This is a genomic window from uncultured Bacteroides sp. (assembly GCF_910578895.1).
Taxonomy (GTDB): domain Bacteria; phylum Bacteroidota; class Bacteroidia; order Bacteroidales; family Bacteroidaceae; genus Bacteroides.
Window position 1 is genome coordinate 1 of sequence record NZ_CAJTSC010000071.1, and the last position, 13283, is coordinate 13283.

General features: G+C 47.3%; 11 protein-coding genes and 2 tRNA genes. 7 read left to right on the forward strand and 6 right to left on the reverse strand.

Translation table 11 applies throughout. The features are described from left to right. Both QZ327_RS13030 and QZ327_RS13035 read right to left on the reverse strand, forming a co-directional pair. On the reverse strand, window positions 1-274 hold a 274-nt coding region (locus QZ327_RS13030; protein ID WP_294619970.1), incomplete at its 3' end, for a metal ABC transporter permease. Continuing rightward, a complete protein-coding gene (locus QZ327_RS13035) occupies window positions 265-504 on the reverse strand; it encodes a hypothetical protein (protein ID WP_294619972.1) in 240 nt (79 codons plus the stop codon). The genes QZ327_RS13030 and QZ327_RS13035, both read right to left, overlap by 10 nt. Before the next feature lie 48 nt (window positions 505-552). Here QZ327_RS13035 and araJ point away from each other — a divergent pair, with 48 nt between their 5' ends. Continuing rightward, window positions 553-1695, forward strand: a complete 1143-nt coding sequence (araJ, locus tag QZ327_RS13040; RefSeq protein WP_294619974.1) for an MFS transporter AraJ — start codon at window positions 553-555, stop codon at window positions 1693-1695. Here the strand turns inward: araJ and QZ327_RS13045 are convergent. After that, entirely contained in the window at window positions 1692-1865 is a 174-nt protein-coding gene (locus QZ327_RS13045) for a hypothetical protein (RefSeq protein ID WP_294619976.1), read from the reverse strand. The genes araJ and QZ327_RS13045 overlap by 4 nt on opposite strands. Window positions 1866-2282: 417 nt before the next feature. Here QZ327_RS13045 and QZ327_RS13050 point away from each other — a divergent pair, with 417 nt between their 5' ends. Continuing rightward, window positions 2283-2696, forward strand: coding sequence for a hypothetical protein (locus QZ327_RS13050; protein ID WP_294619978.1), 414 nt, complete (start codon window positions 2283-2285; stop codon window positions 2694-2696). Between the two features lie 88 nt (window positions 2697-2784). Here QZ327_RS13050 and QZ327_RS13055 read toward each other — a convergent pair whose 3' ends face one another. Together QZ327_RS13055 and rlmD are read right to left on the reverse strand one after the other, a co-directional pair. Next, the gene (locus tag QZ327_RS13055) at window positions 2785-3696 is read right to left on the reverse strand and encodes an RluA family pseudouridine synthase (protein WP_294619979.1); all 912 of its coding nucleotides are present in this window, start codon (window positions 3694-3696) and stop codon (window positions 2785-2787) included. 154 nt (window positions 3697-3850) lie between these two features. Beyond that, window positions 3851-5278: a 23S rRNA (uracil(1939)-C(5))-methyltransferase RlmD gene (gene rlmD / locus QZ327_RS13060; RefSeq protein ID WP_294619981.1), complete on the reverse strand. Its 1428-nt coding sequence runs from the start codon at window positions 5276-5278 to the stop codon at window positions 3851-3853. 209 nt (window positions 5279-5487) lie between these two features. Here rlmD and ppdK point away from each other — a divergent pair, with 209 nt between their 5' ends. Then, window positions 5488-8208: a pyruvate, phosphate dikinase gene (gene ppdK, locus QZ327_RS13065; RefSeq protein WP_294619983.1), complete on the forward strand. Its 2721-nt coding sequence runs from the start codon at window positions 5488-5490 to the stop codon at window positions 8206-8208. A 186-nt stretch (window positions 8209-8394) separates the two neighbouring features. Here the strand turns inward: ppdK and QZ327_RS13070 are convergent, their stop codons facing one another. After that, entirely contained in the window at window positions 8395-9015 is a 621-nt protein-coding gene (locus tag QZ327_RS13070; protein WP_294619985.1) for a superoxide dismutase, read from the reverse strand. A 123-nt stretch (window positions 9016-9138) separates the two neighbouring features. Between QZ327_RS13070 and QZ327_RS13075 the strand changes: the two genes are divergently transcribed. The 4 genes from QZ327_RS13075 (at window position 9139) to QZ327_RS13090 (ending at window position 13102) form a co-directional block, all read left to right on the forward strand. Continuing rightward, on the forward strand, window positions 9139-11484 hold the full coding sequence (locus QZ327_RS13075) for an ATP-dependent helicase (RefSeq protein WP_294619987.1): 2346 nt from the start codon (window positions 9139-9141) through the stop codon (window positions 11482-11484). A 191-nt stretch (window positions 11485-11675) separates the two neighbouring features. Beyond that, window positions 11676-12821: a carboxynorspermidine decarboxylase gene (nspC, locus tag QZ327_RS13080; RefSeq protein ID WP_294619989.1), complete on the forward strand. Its 1146-nt coding sequence runs from the start codon at window positions 11676-11678 to the stop codon at window positions 12819-12821. Between the two features lie 109 nt (window positions 12822-12930). Next, window positions 12931-13003, forward strand: a tRNA-Gly gene (locus QZ327_RS13085). Between the two features lie 15 nt (window positions 13004-13018). Further along, a tRNA-Leu gene (locus tag QZ327_RS13090) sits at window positions 13019-13102 on the forward strand. Window positions 13103-13283 lie beyond the last annotated feature (181 nt).

Sequence of the window (13283 nt, forward strand, 5' to 3'; positions counted from 1 at the left end):
TCACTTTTGTAATGGCAATACTTAAAAATATACCAAATGCAATCATACAAAGTAATGGTTCTCTTAATCCTAATACTGTTCCGATACCGATTCCTGTTAAAGCACTATGTCCCAATGCATCAGAAAAAAAAGCCATATTGTTGTTTACTGCCATAGTACCAAGTAATGCAAACAAAGGTGCTAAAAATAGTATTGCTAATAAAGCATTTTTCATAAAATCATACTGCAAAAATGAAAAGGGGATTTTTTCTAATAAATCATATATTAATTCCATATTTTCTCCTCCCCTGCAAAATATCCAAATGTCTGTTGAAATGCTTTTGTTTGAAAAACATCTTCTGCATCTCCCTGCTCTGCAACTGTTTTATCTAACAATACTACTTTATCCGCATAACGGCGTATTAAAGCCAAATCATGAGATACAAGAAGTACAGCAATATGATATGTGTTTCTTAAATAGGTTACTTTTTTATAAAATAAATACTCTGAGAAACAACAATGCATTACTTTTGCAACGGTAAAAAGTTTGTTTCACAGGTTCTGTTTTTTCAAATGAAGAAGAGTCTTATTGCTTTAGCGTTCGGAACGTTAGGATTGGGCATTGCCGAGTTTACGATGATGGGCATCTTGCCCTATGTTGCCGCTGATTTGAATATCAGCATTCCGGTTGCGGGACATTTTATTTCCGCCTACGCGCTGGGAGTATGCGCCGGTGCTCCTATGTTGATTTTGACACGTAAACGTCCATTAAAACATATTCTGCTGGTACTGATGGCTTTGATGCTGGCGGGTAATTTGAGTGCTGCGATGGCTTCCGGCTACTGGTCGCTGTTGGCAGCGCGCTTTATTTCGGGCTTGCCACATGGGGCATATTTCGGAGTGGCTTCCATTGTGGCAGGCAAATTGGCGGACGAGGGGAAAAGTTCCGAGGCGGTATCCATTATGATAGCGGGTATGACGGTTGCCAATTTGTTTGGCGTTCCGTTGGGCACTTCCTTGAGCCACATGCTTTCCTGGCGGGTTACATTCTTATTGGTAGGCTGCTGGGGAGTGATAGTCCTCTATTATATATGGCGGTGGGTTCCTGCGGTAGAAGGTTTGAAAGATACCGGCTTCAAAGGACAATTCCGTTTTCTGAAGAAGCCTGCTCCCTGGTTGATATTGGGTGCGACGGCTTTGGGCAATGGCGGCGTATTTTGTTGGTATAGCTACATCACACCGCTGCTGACGGATGTTTCGGGTTTTAGCGTGGAGAGCATTACGGCATTGATGGTTTGGGCAGGTTTCGGCATGGTGGTGGGCAATCTGGTGAGTGGACGGTTGTCCGACAGATACACGCCAGGCAGGGTTGGCACAGTGGTGCAGGGCATGATTTGCGTTGTACTGTTGATGATATTTTTCCTTTCGCCCAATCCGTGGTGCTCTGCTGTATTGATGGCGCTTTGTACGGCAGGTCTGTTTGCAGTCTCCACTCCCGAACAGGTACTGATTATCCGCGTGGCTCCCGGTGGAGAGATGTTGGGCGGCGCCTGTGTGCAAATAGCATTCAATTTGGGCAATGCCGTCGGGGCATACGTCGGTGGTCTGGCGCTTGGTGGCGGATATCGTTATCCGGCTTTGGCGGGTGTGCCTTTTGCATTGATGGGTTTTATCTTATTTGCCGTCTTCTATAAGAAGTTCCAGTCTGAATATTAGAGCCTGTTTAAATTTTCTTCAAAAAGTTTTTCTTCAGCTTCTTCCCAAGTTTCTTTCCGGCCTGTTTTTTTGTTTTTATAAGGAACATAGCCTGCTATGCTCCTCATAAAAACTGAAAAACATCCTCGCAAGGAACGCTCAAAATAATGCTGAACACACGGCTTTTTCATTTACAGGAGTTAGAGTGGTTAAAAGCAGTTATCAACTGCCAAGTCGGCTTAGTCGTTAAAGCCGATACTTTTGTAACAATGTCATACACAAGAGTATCGGCTCTAACCCTTTAACGACTCCTGACGAAGCGATGTGAAGGGATAATTCCTCTAACTCCCCTAAATGCAAAAGCCGTAATGCTGAATAAAATTTAAACAGGCTTTTTGGCGTTTCGTTATTTTTGTATATGTTTGCTTTTGGAAAGTGAGAATATCGGATATCCAATTTCGGGAATTTTGAGTTTGGATTACAATATTCCGGAAAACATTATCCCTCGTCAATCTGTTAATTGGATTTGATATGTATGAGGATTTTGTTCTTGGTAAAAATCGTGGGTGCTGAACTATATGGTTAATCAAAATTGAAAAACAAGAAAGATGAGAAAATATTTGAATTTACTGTTTCTGTGTACTCTCGTTGTAGGACTGGTTTCGTGTGAGCCGGATGATGGCGAGGATTATTACATCTATGACACTTTGATAGATGGCATTTGGGTAGGAGATTTGGGTTTCGCCGATAAATATGATTCGGCATTGGAGAGCGGGCTTGAGTTCGAAGGTAATGGATATGGCAGGGATGAACAAGTCTATTATAATGACCCCTATGGAGAAGTTGCATTCAGCTTGCCTTTCCGTTGGGATGTTCACGGCAGAATTTTAAGGTTGGATTATGGTTATGATTATCCTTTATTGGAAATCTATGATGTATATATTGCCGGGGATAGGCTGTCCGGTGTCTTATATGTGGACGGGTATAGGGATGGACCTGTTATGTTGAAAAGGCATTATTGAACGTACGGAGACGAAGAGAGTGTGCCGAAACCATGAAAAGTGTGATTATACAAGCTTTTCATGGTTTCGGCACACTCTCTTCATGCTTTTATTGTTTCTTCAGAAATAATTTCTTGAACTCTCCCGGATAGGGCGTTTCAAACTGCATCAGTTCTCCGGTCACGGGATGATAAAAGCAAAGTTTGAAGGCATGCAACGCCAGCCGTCCGATAGGGTTTACCTCTTCCAGCCCATAGCGTCCATCGCCTACGATGGGATGTCCCAAATCTTGCATGTGCACACGGATTTGATTTTTGCGTCCCGTCTCCAGTATCAGTTCTACGAGAGAGAAACCATTGGCGCGTTTGATGGTGCGGTAGTGCGTAATGGCCTCTTTGCCGCCATCATCCGTAGGGCTGGAGTATACATAAAGTTTGCGGTCGGTAAGCCACGACCTTACCATGCCGGCATTGTTTTCCATTTCGCCCGCAACGACGGCTACGTAGCGGCGGTCGGTCACGATGTTCTGCCAGTTGTCGCGTAGCGTGTTCTGCGTCTTTTCATCTTTGGCAAACATCAGCAATCCCGAGGTGTCGCGATCCAGGCGATGAACGATGTATACACGGTGCTGCCTGCCCGACCGTCGGACATATTCGTTCAGTATGGTGTAGGCAGTGCGTTCTTTCTGCCGTTCCGTATTGACGGACAGCAAACCCTGCATCTTTTCGACAACGATGATGTAGGCATCCTCATATACGATTTTCAGCAGTTTGTTACTGAACTCTTTGCGTCCTTTCTCACGGCTGATTTGGACTTTCATACCCGGTTTCAAAGGGAAATTGTATTGGGTGGTGATAACACTGTCCACGTATACAACCCGTTTGCTCAACAATGCCTTCAGCTTGGTGCGGCTGGCGTCGGGCATTCTGGCGGCAAGGAATTCCATCAGTTCCATCGGTTCCTTTACCATATAGTCCGTATATTGCGTACGGGCTCTTGCTATGTTTTTTTCTTTTGCCACGAAGATGATAATTTATGGTTGGTATGGTAGGAATTGTCGGCAATCACTCTTTTCATTCCTACTGATACACACAAAGTTCTACATTAATTTTCTAAAGTTCTACGTTAGGTTTCCAAAGTTCCACGTTAGATTTCCAAAGTTCCACGTTAGATTTCTAAACCTCAACTTTTAATTCGAGCAGTACCACATTCTCCACATGATGTGTATGCGGGAACATGTCTACCGGCTGGACTGCCTTCACCTTGTATTTCGCATCGAGCAACTGCAAGTCCCTTGCCTGCGTGGCAGGATTGCAACTTACATACACGATGCGTTTCGGTTCTGCAAACAGGATAACATCCACCACATCCTGATGCATGCCTGCACGGGGCGGGTCGGTAATGATTACATCCGGGCGTCCATACTCGTTGATGAAGTCTTGCGTCAGCATATCTTTCATATCGCCGGCAAAGAACAACGTGTTTTTAATGCCGTTGATTTCTGCATTCACCTTGGCGTCTTCGATGGCTTCGGGCACGTATTCAATTCCAATCACCCGGCGCGCCTGCTTGGATACGAAGTTGGCAATGGTTCCTGTACCGGTATAGAGGTCGTAGACCAGTTCATTGCCGGTAAGTCCGGCAAAGTCGCGGGCTACCTTATATAAGGTGTACGCCTGTTCGGAATTTGTTTGGTAGAACGATTTTGGACCTACCTTGAAACGCAACCCTTCCATCTCCTCGAAAATGTGGTCTTTACCTTTGAACGTATGTACGTCAAGGTCTGTGATAGTGTCGTTGCATTTATTATTAATAATGTATAGCAAGGACGTAATCTCAGGGAAGGTATCCGCTACATGTTGCAGCAATTGTTTGAATAGCGCCATCTCTTCGTCTTTCTCAATCTTGCAGATGAGGATAACCATCAGTTCGCCGGTGGTGGAGGTGCGTACAATCATATTGCGTAGCATTCCTTCGTGCGTGCGTAGGTTGATGAACGAATAGTTGTGCTCGTAGGCATAGTCGCGTACGGCGTTGCGGATGCGGTTGGAGACATCGTCCTGCAACCAGCATTTCTCTATTGCCAATACCTTGTCGAATGCGTTGGGGATGTGGAAACCTACCGCATTCATTTGTTCGTACACCACGTTCTGCCGTACCTCTTCCGCCGTCAGCCAGCGTTTGTTGGAGAAGGTGAATTCGAGTTTGTTCCGGTAGAGCTCCGTTTTTGCGGAGCCGAGTATCGGCGATATTTCAGGAAGTTCTACTTTCCCGATGCGGGTAAGGTTGTCCGTCACTTGTTTTTGCTTGTATTTTATCTGCTCCGAATAGGGCAGTACCTGCCACTTGCAACCGCCGCACACACCGTAATGCTGGCAAAACGGGACAGCTCTTACAGGCGAGTATTGGTGGAACTTCACCGCTTCCGCTTCGGCATAATGATGTTTCTTTCTCTTGATTTGCAGGTCTACTATGTCGCCCGGGACGACGTATGGTACGAAAATTACCAAATCATTGACCTTTGCAATGGCTTTTCCTTCGGCAGCCACATCCGTAATTTCCACCTTTTCCAGCAGGGGAAGTTCTTTTCTCTTTCTTGCCACTTTTACACCAAATATAATAAATTCTGTGGCAAAAATAAGTATTTTTCCGTAAATTCTCCCTATGAATTGAGATATTAAATTTTGCAATGTCGAAATTGCATTTTGCCTTAAAGTTTTTTCTCAAAAAGTTTTATAGTCTGCGAAATATACTTAGATTTGCGAGCAGAAAAATGAAAGAAACTACAATCAAAAAACTTTAAATTGGTATTATGGATAAAAAAAGAGTTTATACCTTCGGTAACGGCCAGGCGGAAGGAAAAGCCGGCATGAGAAACCTTTTGGGGGGTAAAGGAGCCAATTTGGCAGAAATGAACCTTATCGGAGTTCCGGTTCCTCCGGGCTTTACAATTACGACAGAAGTTTGTACAGAATATTATGAAATGGGGCAGGACAAGGTTGTTGCCTTGTTGAAACAGGAAGTGGAAAATGCCATTGCACACGTGGAAACACTGATGCGTTCCAAATTCGGCGATGTGGAGAACCCGCTGTTGGTTTCCGTCCGTTCGGGTGCACGCGCTTCCATGCCGGGTATGATGGACACGATTCTTAACCTCGGTCTGAACGATGAGGTTGTAGAAGGCTTGATTCGCAAGACCGGTAATGCCCGCTTTGCATGGGACTCTTACCGCCGCTTCGTGCAGATGTACGGTGACGTGGTGTTGGGCATGAAACCGGTAAACAAAGAAGACGTCGATCCGTTTGAAGCCATTATAGAGGATGTGAAACATGCTAAAGGCGTGAAACTGGATAACGAACTGGAAGTAGAAGACCTCAAAGAGCTTGTAAAGAGATTTAAGGCAGCCGTTAAGGAGCAGACCGGAAAAGATTTCCCGACTTGTGCCTACGAACAGTTGTGGGGAGCTATCTGCGCCGTATTCAACTCGTGGATGAACGAGCGTGCCATCCTTTATCGTAAAATGGAAGGAATTCCCGACGAATGGGGTACTGCCGTAAGCGTTCAGGCAATGGTATTCGGTAATATGGGCGATACTTCCGCTACCGGAGTTTGCTTCAGCCGTGATGCCGCTACGGGCGAAGACCTTTTCAACGGCGAGTATCTGATCAACGCACAGGGCGAAGACGTGGTTGCAGGTATCCGTACTCCGCAGCAGATTACCGTTATCGGTTCCAGACGCTGGGCGGAACTTGCCGGCGTGAGCGAAGAAGAACGCGCTGCCAAATATCCCTCTATGGAAGAGGCTATGCCCGAAATCTATAAGGAGCTGGATGCTTTGCAGACCAAACTGGAAAACCACTATAAAGATATGCAGGACATGGAGTTCACCGTACAGGAAGGTAAACTCTGGTTCCTCCAGACACGTAACGGCAAGCGTACCGGAGCCGCTATGGTGAAAATCGCCATGGATTTGCTTCACCAGGGTATGATTGACGAAAAGACGGCTTTGCAGCGTTGCGAGCCCAATAAACTGGACGAATTGCTTCACCCCGTGTTCGACAAAGCGGCTTTGAAGCAGGCTAAGGTCCTGACCCGCGGTCTTCCGGCTTCTCCGGGTGCTGCTTGCGGTCAGATTGTGTTCTTTGCCGATGATGCCGCCGAATGGCATGCAGCCGGCAAGCGCGTGGTGATGGTACGTATCGAGACCTCTCCGGAAGACCTGGCAGGTATGGCTGTTGCCGAGGGTATCCTCACCGCACGTGGCGGTATGACTTCGCATGCTGCCGTTGTGGCACGTGGTATGGGTAAATGCTGCGTATCCGGTGCCGGAGCGTTGAACATCGACTACAAAGCCCGCACGGTAGAGGTGGATGGTGTTGTACTGAAAGAAGGCGACTTTATCTCCTTGAACGGTAGTACGGGTGAGGTTTACAAAGGAGAGGTGGAAACGAAAGCTGCCGAGTTGTCCGGCGACTTTGCCGAATTGATGCAGCTGGCTGATAAATATACAAGATTGCAGGTACGCACCAATGCCGATACTCCGCACGATGCACAGGTAGCGCGCAATTTCGGAGCAGTAGGTATCGGTCTTTGCCGTACGGAACACATGTTCTTCGAAGGTGAAAAAATCAAGGCTATGCGTGAAATGATTTTGGCGGAAAATGCAGAAGGACGCCGCAAGGCATTGGCTAAGATTTTGCCTTACCAGCAGGCAGACTTCAAGGGTATCTTCAAGGCTATGGAAGGTTGTCCGGTAACTGTCCGCTTGCTCGACCCGCCCTTGCACGAGTTCGTTCCCCACGATTTGAAAGGGCAGCAGGAAATGGCAGATACGATGGGTGTAAGTTTGCAGTATATCCAGCAGCGTGTAGAAGCCCTTTGTGAGCATAACCCGATGTTGGGTCATCGCGGTTGCCGTTTGGGCAATACTTATCCCGAAATCACTCAGATGCAGACACGTGCTATCCTTGGAGCGGCATTGGAACTGAAGAAAGAAGGCGTTGAGACGCATCCCGAAATCATGGTTCCGCTGACGGGTATCTTGTACGAGTTCAAGCAACAGGAAGAAGTTATCCGTGCCGAGGCGGCAAGCTTGTTTGCCGAAGTGGGCGACAGCATCGAGTTCAAGGTAGGTACGATGATTGAAATCCCGCGTGCCGCTCTTACTGCCGACCGCATCGCTTCTTCTGCCGAGTTCTTCTCATTCGGTACCAATGACTTGACGCAGATGACCTTCGGTTATTCACGTGACGACATCGCTTCTTTCTTGCCGATTTATCTGGAAAAGAAGATTTTGAAGGTAGACCCGTTCCAAGTGCTCGACCAGAATGGTGTAGGCCAGTTGGTGCGCATGGCTACCGACAAGGGGCGTGCCATCCGTCCGGAACTGAAGTGCGGTATTTGCGGCGAGCATGGCGGTGAACCTTCTTCTGTCAAGTTCTGCCACAAGGTAGGTTTGAACTACGTCAGCTGTTCTCCGTTCCGTGTGCCTATCGCACGTTTGGCGGCGGCACAGGCAGCTATTGAAGAATAAAAAAAGAAAAGGACGCCGCAAGGCGAACTGGATAGGGTGAATTAGGCCGTAACTCTCATTTTGAGGGATTACGGCCTGATTTTGTTTGTAAAAAGAGGAAAATAAGGTGTTTGCTCAAGTCTTATGCTTTGTTATCCTGAACATAGTGAAGCCGACACCTTGATGAAATAATCGGAAAAAGGTCTGCTATTTCATTCGTTTTCCTACTGCGTCCCAGTCTACTATGCTCCAGATGGCGTTGACGTGGTCGGCGCGTTTATTCTGATAATCCAGGTAGTACGCATGTTCCCAGACATCGAAGCCCAGTAGTGGAGTCAGTCCCGAGCGTACGGGATTACTTCCGTTTGCCTCTTTGGTGATATGCAGTTTACCGTTCTTGTCTACCGACAACCATGCCCAGCCCGAGCCGAACAGCCCGACCGATGCCGCATTAAACTCCTTTTTGAAGTTCTCGAAGCTGCCGAAATCACGTTTGATGGCTTCCGCCAGCTTTCCGGTTGGCTCGCTCTGAGACGGCTTCGGCGAGAATTGCAGGAAGTATAGTGTGTGGTTCAGCACTTGTCCGGCATTATTGAATATGGCACCATCGGGTGCGGTGGCTACGATTGTGGCCAAATCCTTATTCTCGTATTCCGTGCCCGGAACAAGGTTGTTCAGATTGTCCACATACGTCTGCAGGTGTTTACCGTAATGGTACTCTATTGTTTGCTGACTGATTACAGGTTCCAACGCGTTCTTTGCGTAAGGAAGTTTGGGCATTTCATGTGTCATAATCATTATCGTTAAAGACATTAATAACGTATTCATAAGTTCAATTATTTAGTTTTGAAACTTTATTATACTAACACGATAACCGGAGGAATTGTTCGCAGGTGTCCGAACCTTTTTCTATCTTTGTGCCCGAACTTTATCCGTTAGATTATTAGGAATATGTCCGATTACATACAAGAATTGAATGAAGGACAGCGTGCTGCGGTACTCTACAACGATGGTCCGTCGCTGGTGATAGCCGGTGCGGGGTCTGGAAAAACGCGTGTGCTGACCTATAAGATAGCCTATCTGTTGGAGAACGATTACCAGCCGTGGAACATCCTTGCACTTACCTTTACCAACAAGGCGGCACGTGAAATGAAAGAACGCATTGCCCGGCAAGTGGGCATCGAACGTGCCCGTCACCTTTGGATGGGGACGTTTCATTCCATATTCCTGCGTATCCTGCATGCAGAAGCCGGGCAGATAGGATTTACCTCCAAATTCACCATTTATGATACGGCGGATAGCAAGAGCCTGTTGCGTTCCATCATCAAGGAGATGGGACTGGATGAGAAGGTGTATAAACCGGGCACGGTACAGGCACGTATCTCCAATGCCAAGAACCATCTTGTGTCGCCTGCGGGGTATGCTAACAACAAGGAGGCGTATGAAGGTGATTGTGCTGCCAAGATGCCTGCCATACGCGATATTTACCGCCGTTACTGGGAACGTTGCCGGCAGGCGGATGCAATGGATTTCGATGATTTGCTGTTCTATACTTTCCTGCTTTTCCGTGACCATCCCGATGTGCTTGCCCGCTATCAGTCGCAGTTCCGTTACATTCTGGTAGACGAGTACCAGGATACCAACTTTGCCCAGCACAGTATTGTGCTCCAGTTGGCAAAGGAGCATCAGCATGTCTGTGTGGTGGGCGACGATGCGCAGAGCATCTACTCTTTCCGTGGAGCGGATATCGACAACATTCTGTATTTTACAAAAGTATATCCGGGTACGAAAGTCTTCAAGTTGGAACAGAACTACCGTTCCACCCAGACAATCGTTTCCGCTGCCAACAGCCTGATAGAGAAGAACAGCCGGCAAATCCGCAAGGAAGTCTTTTCGGAAAAAGAGAAGGGAGAGGCTATCGGAGTATATCAAGCATATAGCGATGTGGAGGAAGGCGATATTGTAATCAACAAGATAACCGAGTTGCGCCGGCGGGAGAATTATGCTTATTCCGACTTCGCCATACTCTACCGCACCAATGCGCAAAGCCGCGTTTTTGAGGAAGCCATGCGCAAACGCAGCATGCCGTATCGCATTTACGGCGGACTTTCTTTCTATCAGCGCAAGGAAATAAAAGACGTAATCGCATATTTCCGCCTGACGGTCAATCCGAATGATGAAGAAGCCTTTAAACGTATCATCAACTATCCGGCGCGTGGAATAGGAGATACAACCGTAAACAAAATCACCGCTGCCGCCACGGACAATAACGTAAGCCTGTGGACCGTACTTTGCGAACCGCTGACCTATGGGGTGAATATAAATAAAGGTACAGCAGGCAAGTTGCAAGGTTTTCGCGACCTGATAGCCGGTTTCATTGAGAACGCTTCCGAAAAGAACGCCTATGAACTTGGTACGGAGATAATCCGCCAATCCGGCATCATCAATGATGTTTGCCAGGACAATTCTCCCGAAAACCTCAGCCGGAAAGAGAATATCGAGGAGCTTGCCAACGGTATGAGCGACTTTTGCGCGCAACGGCTGGAAGAGGGCAATGTCAACATTACGCTGGGTGATTTTCTTTCGGAAGTTTCCCTGCTCACAGACCAGGATTCGGATAAGGATGGAAACGATGAAAAGATAACCCTGATGACCGTTCATTCTGCCAAAGGACTGGAATTTAAGAATGTCTTTGTAGTGGGCATGGAAGAAAACCTCTTTCCCAGCGGCATGGTGGGCGATTCTCCTCGGGCGCTGGAAGAGGAGCGCCGCCTGTTCTATGTAGCGATAACCCGCGCGGAAAACCATTGTTTCCTTACATACGCCAAAAGCCGCTACCGTTATGGGAAAATGGAGTTCGGAAGCCCCAGCCGCTTTTTGAAGGATATAGACGTGCGTTTTCTTCGGTTGCCGCAAGATATGGGATTGAGCCGCAGGATAGACGAAAGTGCCGCCTCTTTCCGTAGGGAGAACAGGGAGGATTTCTCTTCCGGTGTTTATGGGAAACGGGAAGAACGCCCTCGTCCCCGGCAGGAGATTATCGCTCCGACCGTTCCCCGCAATTTAAAGCGGGTGACGTCTTCCACGACGGCATCGTCCGCCGCACCCGGCACGATGATGAATACGGGTGGAAACTCCGTACATCCGGGACAACTGATTGAGCACGACCGCTTCGGCTTGGGCGAAGTGATGAAGGTAGAAGGGGAGGGCGATAATGCAAAAGCCACCATTCGCTTTAAGAATGCGGGCGATAAGCAGCTTCTGTTACGTTTTGCCCGTTTTAAGGTGGTAGGTTAAATATATTTACATGAAAAATCCCCTTAATAAAACCTGTTCCCGTCTTACTGAAATTCGGTTGGAAATTTACTGTAATTCCGGGAAGATTTTAGTGTAAATTCTGTGGAATTCATTAATAGCCCGAAAATCTGTTGTAGACAGTGTTCTCGAAAGGATAGATATAGATAAGAAAAAAACATACAGTTGTAAAAATGTTAGACAAAGATTTCGACCGTTTTCCTTCTCCCTGTTATATCATGGAAGAAGAACTGTTGAGGAAGAACCTCACATTGATAAAGAGCGTTGCCGACCGGGCAGGCGTAGAGATTATCCTTGCTTTCAAGTCCTTTGCCATGTGGCGCTCGTTCCCCATATTCCGTGAGTATATAACGCATTCTACGGCAAGTTCCGTGTACGAGGCACGCTTGGCGCTGGAAGAATTCGGTAGCATGGCGCATACTTATTCTCCGGCATATACGGAAGCCGATTTTCCCGAAATCATGCGGTGCAGCAGCCATATCACTTTCAATTCGCTGAGCCAGTTCCGGCGTTTTCATCCCACTGTCCAGGCGGACGGGCAGGGCATATCCTGTGGCATACGTGTCAATCCGGAGTATTCGGAAGTGGAGACGGAACTGTATAACCCCTGTGCTCCCGGCACTCGTTTCGGGGTAATGGCGGAACAGCTTCCCGATGTGTTGCCGCAAGGCATTGACGGGTTTCACTGTCACTGCCATTGCGAATCGTCCTCGTACGAATTGGAGCGTACGTTGGAACATTTGGAAGCGAAATTCTCCCGTTGGTTTCCGCAAATAAAATGGTTGAATTTGGGCGGAGGGCATTTGATGACTCGCAAAGACTATGACGTGGAGCATCTGGTCGGGCTGCTTCGCGGACTGAGAGCGCGCTATCCCCACTTGCGCATTATCTTGGAGCCCGGTTCCGCGTTTACCTGGCAGACAGGGGTGCTGGTTTCCGAAGTGGTGGATATTGTGGAGAACCGTGGCATCCGTACCGCCATTCTGAATGTCAGCTTCACCTGCCACATGCCCGATTGCCTGGAGATGCCCTATCAGCCTGTCGTCCGGGGAGCGGAAATGGGTGACGGCGGTCCGCATATCTACCGTTTGGGAGGCAATTCCTGCTTGAGTGGCGACTATATGGGCTTATGGAGTTTCGACCACGAACTGCAGATTGGTGAAAGAATTGTCTTTGAAGATATGATACATTATACTATGGTGAAGACGAATATGTTTAACGGAATTCATCATCCCGCCATTGCCATGTGGACAAAAGAGGGGAAAACTGAACTGTTCAAGGAATTTTCTTACGAAGATTATCGCAATCGAATGAGCTGATAATCAAACGACTGCTTTTATTTCAGATAAAATATTTAATTTTATGTGTAAAAAAGTGCGTAGAATGTTTGCAGGTTTAAGGAAAATATCTACCTTTGCAACCGCAAACGCGGAAATAGCTCAGTTGGTAGAGCATAACCTTGCCAAGGTTAGGGTCGCGAGTTCGAGTCTCGTTTTCCGCTCTCCTTTCTAAGGATGCTCGAATGGTGGAATGGTAGACACGAAGGACTTAAAATCCTTTGGCCATTGCGGCTGTGCGGGTTCAAGTCCCGCTTCGAGTACTCTAAGGGACGAATCGTGTTTTCCACGGTTCGTCTCTTTCTTTTTATCTCCGTTACTTGTTGGATATGAATACTTTAGAAGAAAGAATTGGTTCACTCTTTTAGGTTCAATATGCTCGTTATTTTGGTTCAGTTTGAAAACTTGGGGGAATTAGTTAAAACCCCTATCTTTGGTGTATGA